General features: G+C 61.2%; 14 protein-coding genes and 2 pseudogenes. 6 read left to right on the top strand and 10 right to left on the bottom strand.

Features of this window, described 5'->3' with window-relative positions; all coding sequences use genetic code 11:
• Positions 1–12 precede the first annotated feature (12 nt).
• The 5 genes from NMA58_RS20110 to NMA58_RS20130 all read right to left on the bottom strand — a co-directional run bounded on the left by NMA58_RS20110 (position 13) and on the right by NMA58_RS20130 (position 6,528).
• On the bottom strand, positions 13–1,899 hold the full coding sequence (locus NMA58_RS20110) for an MFS transporter (protein WP_097598307.1): 1,887 nt from the start codon (positions 1,897–1,899) through the stop codon (positions 13–15).
• 246 nt (positions 1,900–2,145) lie between these two features.
• Positions 2,146–3,417 (bottom strand): ABC transporter permease, encoded by a 1,272-nt coding sequence (locus tag NMA58_RS20115; RefSeq protein ID WP_434711702.1) that lies wholly within the window; start codon positions 3,415–3,417, stop codon positions 2,146–2,148.
• On the bottom strand, positions 3,414–4,106 hold the full coding sequence (locus NMA58_RS20120) for an ABC transporter ATP-binding protein (RefSeq protein ID WP_434711703.1): 693 nt from the start codon (positions 4,104–4,106) through the stop codon (positions 3,414–3,416). The genes NMA58_RS20115 and NMA58_RS20120 overlap by 4 nt, the downstream gene beginning before the upstream one ends.
• 6 nt (positions 4,107–4,112) lie before the next feature.
• Positions 4,113–4,574: a hypothetical protein gene (locus NMA58_RS20125; RefSeq protein WP_097598335.1), complete on the bottom strand. Its 462-nt coding sequence runs from the start codon at positions 4,572–4,574 to the stop codon at positions 4,113–4,115.
• Between the two features lie 199 nt (positions 4,575–4,773).
• Positions 4,774–6,528, bottom strand: coding sequence for an alkaline phosphatase (locus tag NMA58_RS20130; protein ID WP_434711704.1), 1,755 nt, complete (start codon positions 6,526–6,528; stop codon positions 4,774–4,776).
• 90 nt (positions 6,529–6,618) lie between these two features.
• On the opposite strand from NMA58_RS20130, the pseudogene NMA58_RS20135 reads away from it, so the two are divergent.
• The 3 genes and pseudogenes from NMA58_RS20135 to NMA58_RS20145 form a co-directional block, all read left to right on the top strand.
• A pseudogene (locus tag NMA58_RS20135) lies at positions 6,619–6,828 on the top strand (hypothetical protein); the annotation flags it as partial.
• 110 nt (positions 6,829–6,938) lie between these two features.
• Positions 6,939–7,973 carry an aspartate-semialdehyde dehydrogenase gene (locus NMA58_RS20140; protein ID WP_020922622.1) on the top strand — a complete coding sequence of 345 codons (1,035 nt, stop codon included), beginning with the start codon at positions 6,939–6,941 and terminating at the stop codon, positions 7,971–7,973.
• A 167-nt stretch (positions 7,974–8,140) separates the two neighbouring features.
• Complete coding sequence (locus NMA58_RS20145; RefSeq protein WP_430959725.1) at positions 8,141–8,965, top strand: lytic murein transglycosylase; 825 nt, start codon at positions 8,141–8,143, stop codon at positions 8,963–8,965.
• Between the two features lie 83 nt (positions 8,966–9,048).
• Here the strand turns inward: NMA58_RS20145 and NMA58_RS20150 are convergent.
• From NMA58_RS20150 to pdxY, 3 genes and pseudogenes are all read right to left on the bottom strand, one after another.
• Positions 9,049–10,672: pseudogene (locus tag NMA58_RS20150) on the bottom strand (GGDEF domain-containing protein).
• Positions 10,673–10,762: 90 nt separating this feature from the next.
• Complete coding sequence (locus NMA58_RS20155) at positions 10,763–11,404, bottom strand: carbonic anhydrase (protein ID WP_430959724.1); 642 nt, start codon at positions 11,402–11,404, stop codon at positions 10,763–10,765.
• A gap of 71 nt (positions 11,405–11,475) precedes the next feature.
• Positions 11,476–12,351, bottom strand: a complete 876-nt coding sequence (pdxY, locus tag NMA58_RS20160) for a pyridoxal kinase PdxY (RefSeq protein ID WP_434711705.1) — start codon at positions 12,349–12,351, stop codon at positions 11,476–11,478.
• 15 nt (positions 12,352–12,366) lie between these two features.
• On the opposite strand from pdxY, the gene NMA58_RS20165 reads away from it, so the two are divergent.
• The 3 genes from NMA58_RS20165 to NMA58_RS20175 all read left to right on the top strand — a co-directional run bounded on the left by NMA58_RS20165 (position 12,367) and on the right by NMA58_RS20175 (position 18,817).
• Positions 12,367–12,552 carry a hypothetical protein gene (locus NMA58_RS20165; RefSeq protein ID WP_430959722.1) on the top strand — a complete coding sequence of 62 codons (186 nt, stop codon included), beginning with the start codon at positions 12,367–12,369 and terminating at the stop codon, positions 12,550–12,552.
• Positions 12,553–12,629: 77 nt separating this feature from the next.
• Positions 12,630–17,405: an NAD-glutamate dehydrogenase gene (locus tag NMA58_RS20170; RefSeq protein WP_434711706.1), complete on the top strand. Its 4,776-nt coding sequence runs from the start codon at positions 12,630–12,632 to the stop codon at positions 17,403–17,405.
• Between the two features lie 23 nt (positions 17,406–17,428).
• Positions 17,429–18,817, top strand: coding sequence for an MFS transporter (locus NMA58_RS20175; protein WP_434711707.1), 1,389 nt, complete (start codon positions 17,429–17,431; stop codon positions 18,815–18,817).
• Between the two features lie 17 nt (positions 18,818–18,834).
• Here NMA58_RS20175 and purH read toward each other — a convergent pair whose 3' ends face one another.
• Together purH and NMA58_RS20185 are read right to left on the bottom strand one after the other, a co-directional pair.
• On the bottom strand, positions 18,835–20,451 hold the full coding sequence (purH, locus tag NMA58_RS20180) for a bifunctional phosphoribosylaminoimidazolecarboxamide formyltransferase/IMP cyclohydrolase (RefSeq protein WP_434711708.1): 1,617 nt from the start codon (positions 20,449–20,451) through the stop codon (positions 18,835–18,837).
• A gap of 205 nt (positions 20,452–20,656) precedes the next feature.
• On the bottom strand, positions 20,657–22,330 hold the full coding sequence (locus NMA58_RS20185) for a heparinase II/III family protein (RefSeq protein ID WP_430959718.1): 1,674 nt from the start codon (positions 22,328–22,330) through the stop codon (positions 20,657–20,659).
• Between the last annotated feature and the right edge of the window lie 172 nt (positions 22,331–22,502).

Here is a 22,502-nt window from a genome sequence, read left to right on the forward strand (position 1 = left end):
GCGGACGCGTCATCAATCCATGGCGTGGATATCCCTGTTCTTCGTTTCCGGCAGGAAGATCAGGCCGATCACCAGCGTGATCGCCGCAAAGACGATCGGGTACCAGAGACCGTAATAGATATCACCCGCGGCAGCGCTCATCGCGAAGGCCGTCGCTGGCAGCAGGCCGCCGAACCAGCCGTTGCCGATATGATAGGGCAGCGACATGCCGGTGTAGCGGATGCGGGTCGGGAAGAGTTCGACCAGAAGGGCCGCGATCGGGCCATAGACCATCGTCACATAGATGACGAGGACGAAGAGGATGGCGATCGTGCCGACCCAGTTGACGCGGGTCGGATCGGCAACCATGGCATAGCTGCCGCCATTGGCGATGTTGTAGACCGCCATGTCGGTGACCCCATTGGCCTCGTCCGCCGTCAAAAGCTTGCCTTCTACCAGCTTGGCTGCCGGCATGGTTTCCTTGTCGCCGGCGCGCACCGCATCGGCAGTGAGCGCCAGTTCCGGATTGGCGGCGATGAAGGCATCGAGCTTGCTATCCGGAACCTTGGCGGCGGCCCGCTTCAGCGGATAGCCGGCATCATGGAGCGCAATGTTGACGCCTTTTTCGAAGGCGGCGGTCATGCCCTTCGCCTTGTCGCCGGCAGCAACGACGTCGAAGCTGGTAATCGTACCGTTACCGACCTTCACCGTCGCCGGTTGTCCGGCGGGACCCGGCACGACGTCATATGGCACCGAGTTCTTCGTCAGAAATGCTGTCGCCACGTCGCATGAGCTGGTGAATTTCGACGTACCCGTCGGGTTGAACTGGAATTTGCAATCCGCCGGATCGGCCGTGACCGTTGCGCGGATCGACGCCTGCGCTTCGGCAAGTGCGGGATTCGCCATCCAGGTCATTGCCTTGAACAGCGGCTGATAGGTCACTGCTGCAAGTAGGAGGCCTGCCATGATGATCGGCTTGCGGCCGATCTTGTCGGAAAGACCGCCGAAAATGACAAAGAATGGGGTGCCGAGGAAGAGCGCAATAGCGACCATGACATTGGCCGAAAACAGATCGACCTTCAGCACGTTCTGCAAGAAGAACAGCGCATAGAACTGGCCACCGTACCAGACTACTGCCTGGCCCATGGTGGCGCCGAGAAGGGCGATGAGCGCGATCTTGGCATTCTTCCATTGCCCGAAGGCTTCGGTCAGCGGCGCTTTGGAGCCCTTGCCTTCTGCCTTCATGCGCTGGAACGCCGGCGATTCATTCATCTTCAGACGGATCCAGACGGAAATGCCGAGCAGCACGACCGAGACCAGGAACGGAATGCGCCAGCCCCAGGCTGCGAATTGAACCGGACCCATCAGCGACTGGACCAGGATGATGACGATCAGCGACAGGAACAGGCCGAGCGTCGCCGTCGTCTGGATCCATGAGGTGAAGTAGCCGCGCCGTCCGTTCGGCGCATGTTCGGCAACATAGGTTGCAGCACCACCATATTCACCGCCGAGCGCCAGACCCTGGAGCAGGCGAAGACCGATAAGAATGATCGGGGCTGCGATGCCGATGCTGGCCGCACCCGGCAGGATACCGACGAGGAAGGTCGACATACCCATGATCAGGATCGTCACCAGGAAGGTGTATTTTCGGCCGACGAGATCACCGAGACGGCCGAAAACGAGCGCGCCGAACGGACGCACCAGGAAGCCGGCGGCAAAGGCGAGCAGCGTAAAGATATTGCGCGTCGCCTCGGGATATTGGGTGAAGTAGGTCGCACCGATATAGGTAGCGAGCGAACCGTAAAGATAGAAATCATACCATTCGAAAACGGTGCCGAGCGAAGAGGCGAAGATGACCTTCTTCTCCTCGCCTGTCATCGGACCGGCCTTCGCGCCGTCGATGCTTGTGACATTTGCCATTGTCTGTCCTCCACAGAGTGATGAGCAACGGGCGCGGCCGACTCTCCTCAAAGCATACCCCGGGCCGCGACACGCCTGACGAGAGTGTGCCAGAAAAGACAGGCCGCAAAGAGAGATGCTTTGGGATTATGACTTTAGTCTAACGAGGCCGTCCCATCACTCGCATCGGAGCGTTGCTCAGCCCTCCTGCCTGGCGATGGCATTTGGCGGAGGGACGGTTTCAGCCGGTTTGCGAAAGGGGACCTGTTAAGCCCTCAGCGCCTGCGCCGGCGATTGCCGGTAGGCAAGCACCGCCGGCAATGCGGCGAGAATACCGGCAAAGGCGAGCAACACCCCCGTAAGCTCGGCATCTTCCCGGGCGAAGCCAACCGGCATGGCGATGCCGCTGGTCTGCGAGAGCATGCCGGACAAGGTCAGCGCCGCGGCGAAACCGAGCGCAAATCCAAGTGCTATGCCGACTGCCACCAGAAAGAAGAATTCCAGGAAGACGATGCCGAAGATCGCGCCGCGCGGGGCGCCGAAGGCTCTGAGCGCGCCGATCTGGCGGCGGCGCTGGCCGATATGAATGACCGTGACCAGCACCAGTGAGGCCGCGACAAGAGCCTGTGCGCCGGAAGCGACCACAACAAGGATCTGCTTGGCGTCGCCCAGCGTGGCGTAAAGATTTGTCAGCACCTCGCCGGGGAAGACGGCGATGGTATTGCCGTTGCGATAATCCCGTCGAAGCTTATAGGCATCGGCGATCGTTTTCCGCTTGACGAGGATAGCCGGAAGGCCTGGAGCATCTGCGGCCCAGGTCTCCTTCAGCACGGCTTCCGGATCGATCTTTCCATGATGATCGTGCGCGTCACGATCGGCGCCGGCATGATCATGATCGTGTCCGTCCTCTTCGGCGTCTCCCGCATGCTCCTCCGCCTCCAGCCCGTGAATGTGCCAGACCGCCTGAATAGGAACGAGAATCGCCCGGTCCCAGGCAGTATCCGTCGGCCGCAGGCGACCGACGACATGATAAGCGAGTTCGGTGTGGGTCTCGCCCCCTTCTTCCGCCGAACCGTGCATCGGCTTGATTTCATCGCCGAGCGAAAGCCTGACCGCGGAGCCGATCACTGCCTCTCCTTCGTGGGTGAAAGCCTTGCCTTCGGCAAGATCGCCGGACAGCTTGTTCGACATCTTTGTTGTCGTACCGACGATCGGGTAACTGGAGAAGAAATCGCCGAAGCCGATCGGCGCCGCCCAGTCGACCCGGGGGTCGGCGGCAAGTTTTGCCAGCACCTCGCCCGGCATCAGCGGCAGGGGCGAGGGCTGCAGGAAGACGGAGGAGAGCACGAGCTGTGTCTCGCTGCCGCCGGCGCCGATGACGAGGTCGAACTTATCGGCGGCGCGCGCGCTGCCGAGGCGAAGCGCCCGCTCCTGCAGCACCACGGAGACGCCGAGCGCGGTCGCAAGCGCCACCAGGAGCACGACAACCAGCGATCCCGCCCACAGGCGGCGAAGATCGGCACAAATGAAGCGGATCATGCAGCCTCCCCCGCAGCGGCAATGGAATCCTCGCTGATCCGGCCGGAACTGAGCGTGATACGCCGGTCGAGACGGTCGGCGAGCCGCTGGTCATGGGAAACGACGATCAGCGTGCTGCCTTCGGCATTGGCAAGATCGAGGAGGAGATCGCCGACGGCCTCACCGCTTTCGGCGTCAAGGCTCGCGGTCGGCTCATCGGCAATGATGACACCAGGCTTGCGCAACAGCGCGCGGGCGATCGCCACGCGCTGCATCTCGCCGCGCGACATGGTCTCGATCTTCTGGCCGGGCCGGGACAGGTTGACCGTGTTCAAAAGCACATGCGCCCGCTCGACGACGGCGGCCGTCGCGGCACCGGCAAGCCGGGCAGGCAGAAGCACGTTTTCGAGTGCCGACAGGCCGGGGAAAAGGTGGAATTCCTGCATGACCAGGCCGATATTGACGGCGCGGAACCGGTCTCGCCGGCTTTCCGAAAAAGCGGCGATATCCTCACCGTTCCAGCGGATCTGGCCCTGCCGCGTCCGCTCAAGGCCGGTGACGACATTGACGAAGGTGCTCTTGCCGGAGCCTGATGCTCCCGTGATGGCGACCCTGCTGCCGGCCTCGATCGACAGGCGGCCGATTGCCAGCGCCGGCGAGCTGAGGCCCGGAAAGGTGACATCAAGGTTTTCGATATCGAGTGCGAGCATGTCGGTTTAAACAGCAAAATATTCGGCTTGGCGGATCCGCAATAGGCTGACGAAGCCGGTTTCCGGATCGGTCCAGGAGCCGTATTCCAGCGTGCCGCGCACTTCGATCGTCTGGCGCGGCTGCACGAAGGTCTGCTTTTCCGAGAGATAAACCACGACGATATTGTCGGGCCAGTCCGCATCCGAAGAGCAGAAGGGGCAGAGCGACATCGGCACTTCGGTGAGTACGAAGAACTGCGCCTCTGCCTTCAGTGGCGGCGCCATGAAACCCTTCATGCTGATTTCCTGGCCGGCAAGGCGCTTCACCTTGTCGGAGAATTCGAGGCCGAGCACGCCGAACTTGCCATAGAGCTCGTCGAACGAAAGCGAAGCGCCGGCCGCGCGCGCAGCACAAGCAGCAAAGGGAAACGCAATGGCAGCGCCGATCAGCCGGCGGCGGCTGAGATGCAGCGAAGAGAATATGTCCATGGCGACCTCCAAGAAGTAGATCCCGGCCCCTGGCATCGGCCCGAAAGTCGAAACGATTTTCGGAAAGCACGATGCCAGCTTCAAAGTGTTACAGCGTCCTTTTTGCGCGTCTGAAAGACGCGCGGCGCTGTAATCGGCCGGGACCATGATCGACAAAAGAGGCAAGGCCGGCAAGCGGCCCTGCAAGATCGGCTTTCGATCAATTCGTCTGCTTGGCGCCGAGAGCGAAGGTGTCGGCGAGCACGCGGTAGACGTCGCTCTGTTCCATGTAACCATGGAAGCCTTCGGCACCAGGACCGGCCGACTGCAGCACGACATCGTCGACGGCGTGAACGCCGCTCTCGCTGCTCTTCGGAAGATTGCCCTGTACGAAGACGGCGCCGGGAACATCCTTATACTGTTCGTTGGCGACATATTCCTTCTTCTCGTTCTGGACGGCCGGAACGAAAGGACCATCGAGCTTCGGACGGAAGGTCTCATAATGATCGGGGCCGTTGTTGGCACTGAGGAACAGGCGGCGGCTGACGTCGACCTGGTCGGGATAACCGTCGCCATTTTCATCCTTGTAGTTCGGGAAGCCGGCTTCGGCGTAGGTGCCGACCTTTTCGCGCATCTCCGTGCCGGGCTTCTCGTCGTCGACTGTGCCGATGATCGATACGCCATGCGTGTGGTCGCCGGTGACGACGATCAGAGTGTCCGGATGGGCCTTCTGGAATTCGCGGGCAACGCCGATCGCCTTGTCGAATTCGATAGTGTCGATAACCGCACGATCCCAATCCAGCGGATGGGACATCTTGTCGATCGAGGAGCCTTCGACCATCAGGAAGAAGCCGTCAGCATTCTTCGAGAGGCGGTCGAGCGCAACCTTGGTCATCTCGACGAGACCCGGCTGGTTCGGGAACTTGTCGACGGTGCCCTTCTTCAGGAACTCGCGATCGAGCGTCACGTCCATATTGCCGGTATGGAAGAGGCCGAGCAGCTTGCCGTCAGCCGATGCATTGGCGGCGAGCTCGTTCTTGTCGGTTGCGAGCTTGTAGCCGGCGTCCTGGAACAGCTTGATGTAATCCTGATTGTCCTTGCGCTTGGAACCGGCGACTTCCTTGCCGAGGAAATAGGCCGAGCCGCCGCCAAGGATGACTTCCGGCTTCACTTCGAGCAGCATGCCGACGATGTCGGCCTTTTCGCTGCGGCTGCGGGTATGGGAAACGACCGCAGCTGGCGTCGCATCCTCGATTTCGGAGGTCGCGACAATGCCGATCGACTTCTTCGTCGTGCGGCGAACAGCCTCGCCAAAGGTTTCGACGCGCGGGTCGTCGAGCGGAGCCGGCGTCCGATCCGCATAGACGCCGAGCGCGTTGACGGCCGTCTTGTGCCCCGTCATGAAGGCCGACATGGTGTTGGCCGAATCCGTGGCGACGGCATTCGTCGCTGACGTACCGATGAAGGCCATATGATCGAGATCGTCCATGTTCAGGCGGCCGTTCGCTTTGCCCTCGGTCATGCCCTTGGACATGATGCGGGCGGCGGTGCGATGCGCAACGGAAAGGCCGTCGCCGAGTAGGAAGATGATGTTCTTGGCCTTCGGCTGAGCGGCTGTTTCATAAACGTCCCAGGTGACCGACTTCGTCTCATCGCCGGCGGAGACCTCGATCTTGTAGGCGCCGGGTGCGGAGATCTTCAGGCCGCGGAGCAGAAGAGCGGAACCGAGGGCCTTGTCTTCCTTGCCCTTTTCCAGCTCGATGAACTGCGCTTCGCCCCCGAGAACCGTCTTGTAATCCTGACCGTTGACCGTGATCTTCACATCTTCCGGCTTGACCTGCTTGTTGATCTCGACCTTGAAATCGAACGGCGAACCGGCAAGAATCGTGGCGCGATCGAGCGGATAGACCGTCGTCGCCTGGGCGGCGCCCGCAAGGATGGTGGTGGCCGTAAAGGCGGCAAGAAGCGTACGCATGGAAAACCCCCGTTTTCGTTGCAGACATTGACAACCGGGCCGGGATACCTCCCGAGGATGACAGCGGCATGACAAAACGTCGCACCATGACGGCCGCCGCTTTCGCCTTCCGCCTCCGAGCGCAAAAACCTTGACTCCTGTGGAAAACCTTCTAAGAGCAACAGCGGAAAAGGAATCTCCATGGTTCGCGACGAACACGCCATTGCCGCATGCAATGACCGGGCACGGGTTGCCGGGGTGGATATTGCCGTTCCGGTTTCTTCCAAAACCAAGGCCAAAACGACGACGAAAACCGTCTGACGTCTCTGGCCTGCCGCTCTCTCCCCGGCTCGGCTGGGGACAGGAAGACGCGATTATTCGCGCCTTTCCCCTCACCGGACAGAGGAGAGAAGAGAAAGAGAGCTTGAGAAATGGGTTTCAAAGTAGCAGTTGCGGGAGCGACCGGAAATGTCGGCCGGGAGATGCTCAACATCCTCTCCGAACGCGGCTTCCCCGCCGATGAGGTCGTGGCGCTCGCCTCGGCTCGTTCGCAGGGCACCGAAGTATCCTACGGCGACCGGACGCTGAAGGTTTCCAATCTGGAGAATTACGATTTCTCCGATACCGACATCTGCCTGATGTCGGCCGGCGGCGAGGTCTCCAAAAAGTTCTCTCCCAAGATCGGCCAGCAGGGTTGCGTGGTCATCGACAATTCCTCGGCCTGGCGCTATGACGCCGACGTGCCGCTGATCGTGCCGGAAGTGAACCCGGACGCCGTCACGCAGTTCACCAAGCGCAACATCATTGCCAATCCGAACTGCTCGACCGCGCAGCTGGTGGTGGCGCTGAAGCCGCTGCACGACTTCGCCAAGATCAAGCGCGTCGTCGTCTCCACTTATCAGTCGGTCTCCGGCGCCGGCAAGGACGGCATGGACGAGCTCTTCAATCAGACGCGTGCCGTCTTCGTTGCCGATCCGATCGAGAACAAAAAGTTCACCAAGCGCATCGCCTTCAACGTCATTCCCCACATCGATAGCTTCATGGAAGACGGCTACACCAAGGAAGAATGGAAGGTGCTGGCCGAGACGAAGAAGATGCTCGATCCGAAGATCAAGGTGACCTGCACGGCAGTGCGTGTGCCCGTCTTCATCGGCCATTCGGAATCGGTCAACATCGAATTCGAGAACGAGATCACCGCCGACCAGGCCCGCGATATCCTGCGCGATGCCCCAGGCTGCCTCGTCATCGACAAGCGCGAGAACGGCGGCTACATCACGCCTTATGAATCCGCCGGCGAAGATGCAACCTATATCTCACGCATCCGCGAGGACGCGACGGTTGAAAACGGCCTCAATATGTGGGTGGTCTCCGACAACCTGCGCAAGGGCGCGGCGCTGAACGCCATCCAGATCGCCGAGCTGCTCGTCAATCGCGGCCTGGTCAAGCCGCGCAAGCAGGCAGCCTGATACCATTTGTAAACCATAAAATGTTAAAGCCCTGCTCGTTGAGCGGGGCTTTTTCCGGGGCAAATACGACTGTATAAGCGCTCGCTAAACGATCGTGACAAAATCGCGAGTGGCTGGCATTCTCTTGCCCGCTTAAAAACTATGCAGATCGAGAGCGGGGTTTCTCAATGCGCATGACAAAGTTGTTTCTGGCGGCCGCTGCGGCAATGGGCGTCCTCAACGCGGTACCGGCGTTCGCGCAAGGACTTCAATGTGGCAATACCAGCGCCGGCTTCGACGCCTGGGTCGCCGATTTCAAGCAGACGGCAGCGGCTAATGGCGTCAGCCAATCGGTGCTCAGCCGTGCCTTCGCTAACGTCAACTACAACAAGCCGACGATCGCCGCCGATCGCGGCCAGAAAAGCTTCAAACTCTCCTTCGACGCCTTCATGCAGAAGCGCGGCGGTGCCGCCGTCATTTCCCGCGGCCGTTCGATGAAAGCGGCCAACCAGGCCCTTTTTGCCTCGATCGAACGCCGCTTCGGCGTTCCCGCCGGTCCGCTGATCGCAATCTGGGGCATGGAGACCGGTTTTGGCAGCTATATGGGCAACCAGCATACGCTATCGGCGGTGTCGACCCTTGCTTATGACTGCCGTCGTTCGGACTATTTCACCGACCAGCTCTATGCTGCGCTCCAGCTGGTCTCCGAGGGTTATCTGAGCCCGCAGGCCAAGGGTGCAGCCCATGGTGAAATCGGCCAGACGCAGTTTCTGCCGCGCAACGTCGTGCGCTTCGGCGCCGACGGCGATGGCGACGGCCGGGTCGACATGGTTGGTTCTCGCGCCGATGCGCTGGCCTCGACCGCAAATTTCCTCAAGGGCCACGGCTGGCGTGCCGGCGCCGGCTATCAGCCGGGAGAGCCGAATTTCGCTGCCATCCAGGGCTGGAACGCCGCCAGCGTCTATCAGCAGGCGATCGCCTATATCGGCCAGCAGATCGATGGCGGCAGATAAGCCTTCATTGACAATGATACCTGGATCTTTACCGGTCTAACCCGGAAAAGCTTCTGGAAACGCCGCTGCGAATGCGGCGTTTTTCATATGTGGGAATCAAAACCGCCGCCCGATCCCGTCTTGCTTGCGTCGCTCCTCCTGCGGTGCAGTCGGCACCACCGGGCCCGACACGACGCAATTGCGGCCGGAGGCCTTGGCGGCGTAAAGCGCCAGATCGGCGCGTTTGACCAGATCCTCGAAGTTCCGGTTGGCGGCGGCGTTCGCCCGGCCGGCGCATCCGAAGCTCGCCGTGACCTTGAGGAGATCGCCACTCGCAAGAGGAATTTCCGCCGCTTCTATCGCCCGTCGCACGCGCTCGGCGACGATTGCGGCCTCGTCGGGCGTCGAATCCGGCAAAAGCGCCAGGAACTCTTCGCCCCCATGGCGCACCAGGAGATCGAAGGAACGAAAATTCTGGCGCGCAACGCCGGCGACGTGCCGAAGCACGGCGTCGCCGGCGTCATGGCCATGGACATCATTGATTTTCTTGAAATGATCAAGGTCGAAGAGGACGACGGAAATCCAGTGCGAGCCGTGCTCGGCCTGCGTAAGGAGCGCCGAGGCGGCGACCTCGAAGCCGCGCCTGTTATAGAGCCCCGTCAGAAGATCGGTTTGAGCTGCGTTTCGCAGCTCGCCAACCAGAGTCTCCCGGTCCCGAGTAAGCTTGTCGATCAGCCGAAGCCCTCTTGCCGCCAGCACCATCACCAGCGTGGCGAGGATCAGCAGGCCTGCGCACAGCGCCAGAATCTGCGTCAAGTGTATGTGCGAGAGCGTGGAAAACTGTTCGCCGGTCTCGTGAATATCGCTCGCAGCCTCGACCATCTTTTGCTGAAGGAAAGCCATGCGTTCGCGCTGTACGGCCGCCCAGGCGTCGCCCATTGCGCGCGACGGCCGCGACCCGGCGAGAATGGCGTCGGTGATCGCATTCGCCTTCACCTGATCGCCGCGACCGAGATAAGCAACGATGTCGCGCACGATCGGCGCGGTGGAATGGAAAACCATGTGATCCATGCCGGCACCGAGCATGGTCTTTCCTTGAATGAACAGTTCGACCGGAAATCTGGCAGAAACATCTTGATCGAGGTAACGAGTGCCGATTCCGGTAATCAATCTTTCGCCGTAGTAGGTCAGCAGGATGCCCATCAGCTGGTTGGATTTTTCAAGCAGCACCGGGTCGCTAATCAGCGGTGAAAGGGCGTCGACGACCGCAAGCTGCTTGAGAGCCGCATACCAGTAGATGGAACCGGGATTGCTGCCGGAGTAACGGCCCTGGTCGACGGCGCTTCGCGCGGCGACGATGCGGCTATAGGCAAGGCTGAGGGCCGACAATTCACCTGCAAGCCCTTGATCGAGCGCATCGTGAGGCGGCAAGCTGGCATAGAAAGCGCGGCGTTCGCGATCCAGCGTCAGCCGGCTTTGCTGCATGTCGCCAGCAGTCCCGCTGCTGGGATGCGCGAGATAGCGGCGAGTGGCATCGATTTCACTGAGGATTTCAGTCGCCGCGATCGACCCGCCACGCGCAAGTACGTCGGCGAACTGCCGGTCTTTCTCGAGATCCCTGTATTGCAGGATGGAAGTCCGGAGGACGAAGACGCCTTCAATGAGCATGAAGACGAAGGGCAGCAGGATGGCGGCCAGGATAACCTTTTTGATGGTTTCGAACTTCATCGCCAATCGCCACGTGATCAAATGTCGGTCATGTGCAGCTGATTAGAAGCTTAACAGCAATCCTTAAAAAACTGATAAACCCGTACGCTCCTAGATTTCGGGACGAATGAAGTCGCGTGTTTCGGCGTCCATGACCCAGAGTTCGCCGGTCGAGATATCGAACCAGGCGCCATGAAGGTGCATTTTTCCTGCGTCCTCGAGCGCCTTGATTTCCGGAAAGGTTCTGAGATTGTTGATCGAATTGCGGATGGAGACGCGCTCCAGCGCCGTCTGCCGCTCGGCCTCCGTCATCACGTCATTGCTCTGGATCTGTTCGGCAGCGGGTTTGACCAGCGACATCCACCGGCCAATGAAATCCCCGGGTGACAATGGCTCGGCATTCGGATCGAGTGCCGCCCGAATGCCGCCGCAGCGGCCATGGCCCATCACGACGATATCCGAAACCTTCAGCGCCTGCACGGCAAATTCAAGAGCGGCCGACGTCGAATGGAAATGACCGTCCGGCTCGTAGGGGGGCACCATGTTGGCAACGTTGCGGATGACGAAAAGCTCGCCCGGGCCGGCATCGAAGATCAGCTCGGGAGCCGCACGCGAGTCCGAACAGGCAATGACAAGCGTGCTCGGACTCTGGCCGTTTTCGGCAAGTTGCCGATACCTGTCACGGGCGTCGGCATAACGCCCGTTCATAAAGTTGCGATAACCGTTCAGAAGGGTGTTTGGAAAACGCTGCATGCGTCTGGATTAGCGCGCGCGGAAGACAAGATCAACTGCTGCATCGCAAAATGAGCATATTGGAAAATGCATCATTTTTTCCGCCGTTGCGCCGGGTGCACGAGCCGGCGCATCTGCACCATCGCCATCGGCGTCGACAGGCTGGACGCATCGCTGGCCAGCATCAACTCGTTGCTGCCGCGCTTGACCGCCCGCGCAAGCACTTCGAACACGCTGGCGGTGGCAAGCTGCAACGCCTTTTCATCCTCGAGGCCGGACAGCAGGCGCGACAGGAAAACGGCGGCGAGCAGGTCGCCGAGACCATTCGGCGGGTTTTCGACGACGCGGTGCTCGGCAAGGAGCGCGTGACGGCCGGAAAGGTAGAGATTGCCGGTACCGCCCGCCATCATTGGCACTGCCGAGGTGACGAGCATGCGTGACGGCCCGAGCGCCAGCGCCGCCTCCATGATTGCGCCGTTGTCGTCGAGCGCTGCTCCCGACAGCCAGGCGAGCTCATACCGGTTCGGCGTGGCGACCGAGGCGAGCGGAATGAGATGATCACGAATGGCCTCGGCCGTCGCTTCCGGCACGTAGAGGCCGCCGAGATCGCCCATGACCGGATCGCAGACGTAAAGCAGTTCGGGATTGTTTTGCCGGAGCGCAGCGATCAGCCGGGCGACCGAGCGTGCCTGGGCGGCATTGCCGAAATAGCCCGAAAGCACAGCCCTGACTTCACCGATCCAGGGCGCGCAAATCAGATCGTCGATCGCTGCGTCGAAATCCGCTTCGGCAAACGTCAGCCGCGTCGAACGGCCATGGCCGGGATGCCAGGGCAGAACGACGGTCGGCAGCGCCCAGACCGGATGGCCGAGCGTCTCCAGCGCAAACACCGCCGCCCGATTGCCAACCGAGCCACGCACGACATGGCTGGAAATAACGATGACTGCGCCCGCTGTATTTTCCGACATGAAACCGAGGTCCGAATGATGATGGCGTTTGATGATCTTTTTGACGGCGAGCTGTCAACCATTCTTCACGTGAGCATGGAAATGTGCCGCGAAAGCAAAGCAGGAAGAGGGGCTTTACCAACGTGTTTCGGCCTCAAAAGCACAAAAATCTCTGACAATTTCCCATTTTCGTCGGCAAAAAAGCATCAAAACAGTGCCTGACGCGTCTATTTTAAAGATTTTTTCGAGAAATCTTCTGCTAGCTTGCGAGAAATCAGTCCATTGCGGGGAGGCGTTCCATGGCTGCCAGAAACAATCCGAAACGGGAGAAGCAGATCGAAACGGCGCGCAAGATCGCCAAGGCGATGAGCGAGGCGCATCTCGATCCGGAAATTCTCTTTGGCCGGGCGAGCAATGACGATCTGGAACTCTATACGCCCGACATGCTGGCGCGCTCTGCCGTGCATTCGGCAAAGGAACTTGCCGCCTGGAACGGCAAGGCGCCCCGCGTCAGCATCGACACACTTGCAGAGGTGACACCCGGCGGCACCGCCGTCTCGGTGCTGTCGGTGACCGACCGAAACATGCCTTTCCTTTATGAGTCGGTCATGGGTGAAGTGACGAGCACCTACCGCGATCTGTTCATGGCCGTGCATCCAATCCTCGTCATGGAAAAGGGCAGAGCCCCCACGCTCTATTCCGCCGACCACCCGAGCGATCCCGCGGCACGCGTCAGTCATATCCAGCTTCATATCGCCCCCTTGAATTCCACCCAGGCTGCCGACCTCGTCAAACGCGTCCAGACCGTGCTCGAACAGGTCCGTCTGTCGGTTTCGGACTGGAAGCCGATGCTTGCCAAGCTCGATGGCGTAATCGCCGAGCTGTCGGCCAATGGTGCCGGCCGCAGGAAGGCCGAACATGCCGAGGCGGTGGCCTTCCTGACCTGGCTGCGCGACGAGAATTTCACTTTCCTCGGCATGCGTGAGTATATTTATTCCGGCAAGGGCGCCGACGCCAAGGTCGAGCGCGACAAGGGCGCCGGCCTCGGCATCCTCTCCAACCCGGACGTTCTCGTACTGCGTACCGGCAAGGACGCTGTGACCACCACGCCAGAGATCCTCGCCTTCCTCGACGGCCCCGACTTCCTGATCGTCACCAAGGCGAATGTGAAATCGATCGTTCATCGCCGCGCCTATATGGATTATGTCGGCGTCAAACGTTTCGATGCCGAGGGCAACGTCACCGGGGAACTCCGCATCGTCGGCCTCTTCACCTCGACGGCCTATACCTCGCTCGCCTCCGAAATCCCGCTGCTGCGGTCGAAGATCGAAAAGGTGAAGGAGCATTTCGGCTTCGACCCGATGAGCCATTCCGGCCGCATGCTCGACAACACGCTGGAATCCTATCCGCGCGACGACCTATTCCAGATCGACACGACGCTGCTTGCGAGCTTTGCCGAGCAGATCAACGATCTCGCCGACCGGCCGCGCGTGCGCGTCCTGCCGCGCATCGACCATTTCGACCGCTTCGTCTCGGTCATCGTCTATGTGCCGCGTGAGGAATATGATTCGATCGTGCGCGAGCGCATCGGCACCTATCTGAAGACCGTCTATGACGGCCGTGTCTCCGCCTATTATCCGGCTTTTCCCGAAGGCGGCGTCGCCCGCGTGCATTTCATCATCGGCCGTTCCGGCGGCAAGACGCCGCGCATACCGCAGGCAAGGCTCGAGCAGAAGATCCGCGAAATCACTGCCCGCTGGGACGACCGTTTCGAAGCGCTTGCCGGACCAAAGTCGCCGAAACTATCGGTCGATCAAGCTTTCCAGGATTCCTTTACCCCTGAAGAAACCGTCGCCGACCTTGCCGATATCGGCGCCTGCGCCGCCGGCGAGCCGCTGCGAATCCAGTTTTATCACCGCCAGGAAGAACAGGGCCGCATCCTCTCGCTGAAGATCTTCCACGCCGGCGGCCAACTGGCCTTGTCACGCCGCGTGCCGCTCCTCGAGAACCTCGGCTTCAATGTCGTCAGCGAACGCACCTTCGACATTGGGGTACAGGTCGGCGATGGCGCAACCCAACTCGTCGTGCTGCACGATATGGAGCTCGAGACCCGCAACGGCAGCGACATCGATCTCCATCGGTATGGCGCTGCGCTCGAGGAAGCCTTCGTCGCCGCCTTTGCCGGCACGATCGACAATGACAGTTTCAACCGGCTGATCCTTTCGGCCGGGCTCTCGGCCCGCGAAACCAATGTATTGCGCGCCTATGCCCGATACCTCCGCCAGGCCGGGATCGCCTATTCGCAGGATTACATCGCAACGACGCTCGATAAATATCCTGGTGTAGCCGCCGCCATCTTCCGCCTGTTCCACGACACGCTCGATCCCAGGCTTTCCGAAAAGGCCCGCCTCAAGAAGATCGCCGACCTGCACCAGGCCATCGAGGCCGATCTTGCCGACGTGCCGAACCTGGACGACGATCGCATTCTGCGCCGCTACGTCAACATCGTCGACGCGACGCTGCGCACCAACTATTTCCAGAAGAACCCCGATGGGTCGCCGAAAGCCATGCTGGCCTTCAAGCTCGATCCGCACCTGGTCGACGGGCTGCCGCAACCGAGACCCTTCCGCGAGATGTTCGTCTACGGCGTCGAAGTCGAAGGCGTCCACCTGCGCTTCGGCAAGGTGGCGCGCGGCGGCCTGCGCTGGTCTGATCGTGCCGAGGATTACCGCACCGAGGTGCTCGGCCTCGTCAAAGCGCAGCAGGTGAAGAACGCCGTCATCGTGCCGGTCGGCGCCAAAGGCGGCTTTTACCCGAAGAAGCTGCCGGTGGGCGGCAGCCGCGACGAAATTTTCAATGCCGGCCGCGAGGCGTACAAGACCTATATCCGCACGCTGCTTTCGATCACCGACAATATCTCCGGCGCCGAGGTCGTTCCGCCGGCCGATACGATGAGGCTCGATGGTGACGATCCCTATTTCGTCGTCGCCGCCGACAAAGGCACGGCGACCTTCTCTGACACCGCCAATGCCTTGGCGCAGGAGGCTGGCTTCTGGCTGGACGACGCCTTTGCCTCCGGCGGCTCGGCCGGTTACGATCACAAGAAGATGGGCATCACCGCCCGCGGCGCATGGGAAACCGTAAAGCGCCATTTTCGCGAGATGGACATCGACATTCAGACCACGCCCTTCACCGTCGCCGGCGTCGGCGACATGTCGGGCGACGTCTTCGGCAACGGCATGCTGCTCTCTCCCAAGATCAGGCTCATTGCCGCTTTCGATCACCGCGACATCATCATCGATCCCGATCCCGACATGGAAAAAACACTGGCCGAGCGCCAACGGCTCTTCAACCTGCCGCGCTCGAGCTGGCAGGACTTCGATAAGAGCGTTCTTTCGAAAGGCGCGATGATCATTTCACGTTCGGCGAAATCTGTGACGCTGACGCCGGAAGCGGTTGCCGCGATTGGCATCGACAAAGCGGTGGCGACCCCATTCGAGATCATGACGGCGATCCTGAAGAGTCCGGTCGACCTGCTGTGGTTCGGCGGCATCGGCACTTATGTGAAGGCTCCCTCCGAAACCGACACCGAAGTCGGCGATCGCGCCAACGATCCGATCCGCGTCACCGCGACTGAGGTGCGCGCCAAGGTGATCGGCGAGGGCGCCAATCTCGGCGTCACCCAGAAGGGCCGCATCGCTTACTGCCTTAGCGGCGGGCGCTGCAACTCCGACGCCATCGACAACTCGGCCGGCGTCAACACCTCCGACGTCGAGGTCAATATCAAGATCGCGCTGGCTGCCGCTATGCATGACGGGCGGCTGACGCGGCCAAAACGCGACCAGCTTCTTTCGTCGATGACCGGTGAGGTGGCGGCGCTGGTCCTGCGCAATAATTACCTCCAGTCGTTGGCGATCTCGCTCGTCGAACGCAAGGGCACGGCAAACGGCCTCGAACTCGCCCGCTTCATGAGCGTGCTCGAGACCACCGGCCAGCTGAACCGCAAGGTCGAGACCTTGCCGGATGACCAGACGCTGGCCGAACGTTACACGGCCGGCAAGCCGCTGACGCGGCCGGAAATCGGCGTGCTGCTGTCCTACGCCAAGATCGTGCTCTTCGATGCGCTCGCCGCGAGCGACCTGCCCGACGACCCCTATTTTGCCGCGACCCTGATGAATTACTTCCCCGTCAAGATGCAGAAGTCGAACGCCGGCGACATATCAAGCCATCGCCTAAGGCGCGAAATCATCGCGACCGTGCTGGCCAATGAAGCGATCAACCGCGGCGGGCCGAGCTTCGTCGTCGCAATGATGGATGCGACGGCGGCTTCGGCGCCGGAGGTGGTGCGTGCCGCAATCGTCGCCCGCGACGGTTTCGACCTCAACCGGCTCTGGGCCGAGACGGATGCGCTCGACGGCAAGATATCGGGCGGGGTGCAGAACCGCATTTACGAGGAAATCAGCCACAGCTTTATCGTGCTCACGCGCCTGCTGTTGAAAACCGCAATGACCAAAGCCGATATGGCCGAGGTCATTAGCCGGCTGCAGGCGGCCCTGAAGAAGTTGAGGCCTGCTTTCGCCGAACAGGCGGCCAGCGATGCTGCCGCACGCCTGGCGGAATACGCCGAAGCCGGCGTGCCCGAAAAGCTGGCGGCCGAAATCGCCAATCTCCAGAGCTTCGCGCTTGTGCCGGAGATCATGCAGATCGCTGAGCGTACCGGCGAGCCGCTGCTGCGCGCGGCCGAAAATTATTTTGCCGTGTCAAAGACTTTCCGGATCGCGCGGTTGCTGGCGGCCGGCGGCCGGATTCTCACCTCCGATCATTACGAAAATCTGGCGCTTGCCCGCAGCATCGATCAGATCGCCAGCGCCCGGCGCGACATTGTCATCTCGGCGCTTTCCGATCACAGCAAGGAGAAGCTGCCCGTCCAGGCCTGGCATGCGCAGGATCGCATCCGCATCAACCGCATCGTTGAAGAGCTTTCGAGCCTCAGTGACAGCGGCGATCCCAATCTTGCGCGCATTACCGTGGCGGCAGGCATCCTGACCGATCTTGCGCGCGACCGGGCGAGGTGAGACAGTCCGCGAAAAAGGAGCGGATGTTGAATCGCATAGACTGGACAGGAACGCAGCCGCCGAAAGCCACGGAGAAGGGCATCTGGGGGTGGATGTTCTTCGACTGGGCGGCGCAGCCTTTCTTCACCGTGGTCACCACCTTCATTTTCGGGCCCTATTTCGTTTCGCGCCTGACCGATGATCCGGTGTCGGCCCAGACGACGTGGAGCAACATGGCGACGATCTCCTCGGTGATCATCGCCGTGCTGTCGCCCGTTCTCGGCTCGATCGCCGACCAGTCCGGCGCGCGCAAACCGTGGATCGGGTTCTTCGCCATCATAAAGATCGTCAGCCTCTTCTGCCTTTGGTTTGCAGCCCCGGGTTCGCCTGTCCTCTACCCCGTGATCTTCATGATCCTCGCCTCGATTTCGGCCGAGTTTTCCATTGTCTTCAATGATTCGATGATGCCGCGGCTGGTCGCCAAGCACGAGGTGGGCAAGCTCTCCAATACCGCCTGGGGGCTTGGCTATCTCGGCGGGATGATCGTGCTGATTGCCGTCGTCACGCTATTGGCGGCCGACCCGGAAAGCGGCAAGACCCTTCTCGGCCTCGATCCACTTTTCGGCCTCGACCCCAGGACCGGCGAGGACGCGCGCATCACCGGGCCGATCTCGGCCCTCTGGTACCTGATTTTCATCCTGCCGATGTTCTTGTTCACACCCGATGTCGGCAGAGGCCTGCCCTTCGGCACCGCCATCCGCGCCGGCCTGCGGGAACTGAGAAACACGCTCGGTGAACTCGGGGATCGCCGCGGCATCCTGAAATTCCTCATCGCCCGCATGATCTACCAGGACGGCGTCAACGGCCTGTTGATCCTCGGCGGCGTTTTCGCCGCCGGCATGTTCGGCTGGGCGACGATCGAGATCGGCCTCTACGGCATCATCCTCAACGTCGTTGCGATCTTCGGCTGCCTGATCGCCGGACGGATCGACAAGGGCGTCGGCTCCAAGATAACCGTCGTCATCAGCCTCACCATGCTGCTTCTCGCCACCATCGGCATCATCTCGACCGGGCCCGGTTACACCCTGTTCGGCCTGATGCCGCTGCCGACGGCCGATTCCGGCAGCCTCTTCGGCACCGCCGCGGAAAAGGCCTATATCCTTTACGGCCTGCTGATCGGGCTCGCCTTCGGGCCGGTGCAGGCCTCGTCGCGCTCGTATCTCGCCCGCAGCGTCAGCCTTGAGGAAGCCGGACGCTACTTCGGCATCTACGCGCTTTCGGGACGCGCCACGAGCTTCATGGCGACGCTGCTCTTCTCGCTGGTGACCTACCTGAGCGGATCGGCGCGGCTCGGAATGGCAACGCTGATCCTGTTTCTCGCCGGCGGGCTGGTGCTGCTGATCCGCACGCCCTATCCGGCCGATCGCGCCTGACAATTTTCCGGCGCGCCTCAGTGCCGGAAATGGCGCATGCCGGCGAAGACCATCGCCACGCCGTGTTCGTTGGCGGCGTCGATGACCTCCTGGTCTCGCATCGAACCGCCCGGCTGGATAACGGCTGTCGCCCCTGCGGCGATCATCGACAGAAGACCATCGGCAAATGGCAGGAAGGCTTCGGAAGCAACCGCCGAGCCGTGCGTCATCGGCGCCGAGAGACCGAGCGCCTTGGCGGCCTCTTCGGCCTTCAGCGCCGCGATGCGGGCGGAATCCACCCGGCTCATCTGGCCGGCGCCGATTCCGGCAGTCTGGCCGTCCTTGGCATAGACGACGGCGTTCGATTTGACATGCTTGCCGACCTTGAAGGCAAACTTCATATCATCAAGCTCCTGCGCCGTCGGCGCGCGCTTGGTGACGACCTTGAGCTCCAGATCCTCGACCATGCCGTTGTCGCGGCTCTGGACGAGCAGGCCGCCGGAAACGGTCTTCGCTGTCAGGCCCGGGGCGCGCGGGTCGGGCAGGCCGCCGGCGGATAGCAGCCGCAGGTTCGGCTTGCGGGCGACGATCGCCTTCGCCTCCTCCGTTACGTCAGGGGCGATGATGACCTCCGTGAAGAGCTTGACGATTTCCTCGGCCGTTTCGGCGTCCAATATCCGGTTGAGCGCGATAATGCCGCCGAAGGCGGAAACGGAATCGCAGGCGAGCGCCCGCTGATAGGCTTCGACCAGGCTCGCACCGGTGGCGACGCCACAGGGATTGGCATGTTTGATGATCGCGCAGGCGGGCGCTTTTTCCGGGAGGAACTCGGCGACGAGTTCATAGGCGGCATCGGTGTCGTTGATATTGTTATAGGAGAGCTGCTTGCCCTGTAGAAGGACAGCCGTCGAAACACCCGGCCGCTTCTCGCCCGTGACGTAGAAGGCAGCCTTCTGGTGCGGATTTTCGCCGTACCGCATCTCTTCCTTCAGCGCGCCGCCGATGACGCGGTGGCGCGGCGTGTCGATCGCCAGCGCTTCGGCGAACCAGTTGGAAATCGCAGCATCATAGGCCGAGGTACGGGCATAGGCCTTGGCGGCCATGCGCTGGCGGAAGGCATAGGCGGTCTTGCCGTCATCCGCCGAAAGCTGCTCCTTGAACTCGGCATAATCGTCGGGATCGGTGAGGATGGTTACATAGGCATGGTTCTTGGCCGATGCACGGATCATCGCCGGACCGCCGATGTCAATATTTTCGACGGTCGTCGGATAATCACCGCCGGACGCGCGTACCTCTTCGAAAGGATAGAGGTTGATGACGGCAAGATCGATGCCCTCGATGCCGTGCTTCTTCATCGCTTCCTGATGCTCGCTATCGTCGCGAATCGCCAGCAGGCCGCCATGCACGGTCGGATGCAGCGTCTTCACGCGCCCATCCATGATCTCGGGAAAGCCGGTGACCTCGGAGACGTCGGTGACCGCCAGACCGGCGGCGGCGATAGCCTTGTAGGTGCCGCCGGTCGACAGCAGACGCACGCCTCTTTCGGACAATGCCCGGGCGAGCTCGACGATGCCGGTCTTGTCAAAGACGGAGAGGAGCGCGGTCTTGATTTCGACCTTGTCCGGGGCGGGGATCTTCTTGGAAATGACGGCCATGAACCTTCTCCGTTCGGGCTTCGGGAGATATCCGCTAGAGCATGAGGCCGAAAAGTATGCGCGGCTTTCGGACGAGCTGCCTTAGGGACGTTTCTTGTTGGGCGCCGCGTTAGCACAGCTTTGCCGCCACGCAAACAGCGCTGATGCTCTGCCTTTCGATTTAATCCAGGATTTGAATTTTGGCCAGCCGGCCGGCCCGTCTAGACTAAGCTTTACGGGATAGGAACCAGCGGATCTCCGTCTTCTCGGCCAGATCGAAATCGATCTCGATCTGGTCAGAGCCGCAGATGCCGGAACTGTCGGCGAAGAAGATGTCCTCGGAAATCAGCACTTCGTTGCCGGGCGCGGTAAATAGCCAGCTCTCGCCATCCGGCGCCGTCAGCAGCACGGATTCTCTATCGCTCTGGTGCAGAACGATGGACGGATGAACATGAAAACGGGCGACGGCCTTCAGGGCCTCGTCACTTTCATATCCTTCACGCCGTATGAGCCGGTCGTGGCCTGTCACTATCGAACCTGCGGCATTGAGCGTCAGCTCGCGCTCATGCAGCACGCCGAATATCCTGAGATAACCGTCATGGCTGAGCTTGATGCTGTCGCGCCCATCCTCCGTTTCCAGACGTTCGACCGTCACGGTTTTCACCGGCTCGGTGATCGCGTGATCGAGGAAAGGCGAGTGTGAAAAACGGCTGGATGAGGTGTCGTTGAGGATGACGGTCGAATGGGCCGCGGTCGTGCGCGCCATCTGCACATAGCGGTGCCCGGCAAATTTCGGCGAGCCGGAATTGACGATGAAGCGATGACGGCCGGACGACATTTCGAAGGAGAGGCTGCCGGCATGCGCGGTGCGCAATGCGCCGCCCGAGGGCGGCGTGCCGGTATCGGCGATGATGACGGTCTTGCCACCGGAAAGCCGCTGATAGCGCGACTGCGGCAAAGCCTTGAACGGCTGGCCGGCGGTCTCGTCATATCTGAGCACCGACATCAGCTCATTGGCGAGCGTCGAGGTTGCGCCGTTGAAAAGCGCCAGATCCCCATCCTGATGCCGAAAGAACCGCAAAGCCGGATACATACGGTCGATGCCTGAGATCAGCTTCTGCGGCAGATCATGGCCGAGATTGACGTAAGTCTGCCGCAGCGGCAGCAGGTCGAGCAGCAGTTCCAGGCCGATGCGCGGGTTGCGCGAGATGTGGCCGCCATCCGGCAGAATCTGGCTATCGAACTGACGGTCGAGCGCCTGCGCCGCTCTCCGAAGCGTGGATGCGCGAGCCGGCATGGCGACGGAGGCCATGGCGAGCGCGATGCGCAGCCGGAACAGCTCCAGGCCTCCGAGCGTATAGGGTGCCATGCGATGCAGGAACCTGACCTGGAAAGCCAGCGACTTCATGAACCGGCGATAAAAGCCACGATCGGCGTTCTGCAGCACAACAGGCGAATGCGACAGCCAGGCGATGACGCGTTGGGCGGTGACGTCGGTCTCCCAGGCAATTCCTTCCATACGGCCGGCATGGATGGAAAGCCAGCTGTCGACGATGGCGCGGGCAGCCGCCGCGCTGCGTTCCGTCTTGTGCGCCCGCATGTGCCGCAGCCAGCCGAAGCTGTGCAAGCGGGTCGCAAAGGGCCGCGAGGGCAGGGTAAAGGTGAAGGGCGATTTGCCGTTCGTTTCCAGCATGCGCCCGGCCAGAAGGAAACGTCCGTTGAGAATTTCGTCGGCCACATGCGAATCGATGCCGCGAAGATCGGTCGGGGCGACGATCAGGCGCTCGGGTGGTTTGATCGAATGGCGAATGAGCTTCAGGCGCAGCAACGCGACGCGGCGCAAGGCGCGCCGCCAAGCTTCCCGAACATACATGCTCGCAAAACGCCGACCGGACTGCATATTCTATTGTCTATTGACCCTCGTGGTTAAGAATAGGTGAAAAGCAGCCGATTTCATCGTCCACAATGAATTAATTCGTGACAACGTTCGAATATGCGAAAATTAGTGCATGTCATTCGAGGACATTCCGGCGGTTTTGCAAAGAATGACAGACGCGCTGCGAGGATGTAGT

The sequence above is a fragment of the Rhizobium sp. YTUHZ045 genome, from assembly GCF_051124255.1.
In the GTDB taxonomy this organism is placed as follows: Bacteria; Pseudomonadota; Alphaproteobacteria; order Rhizobiales; family Rhizobiaceae; genus Rhizobium.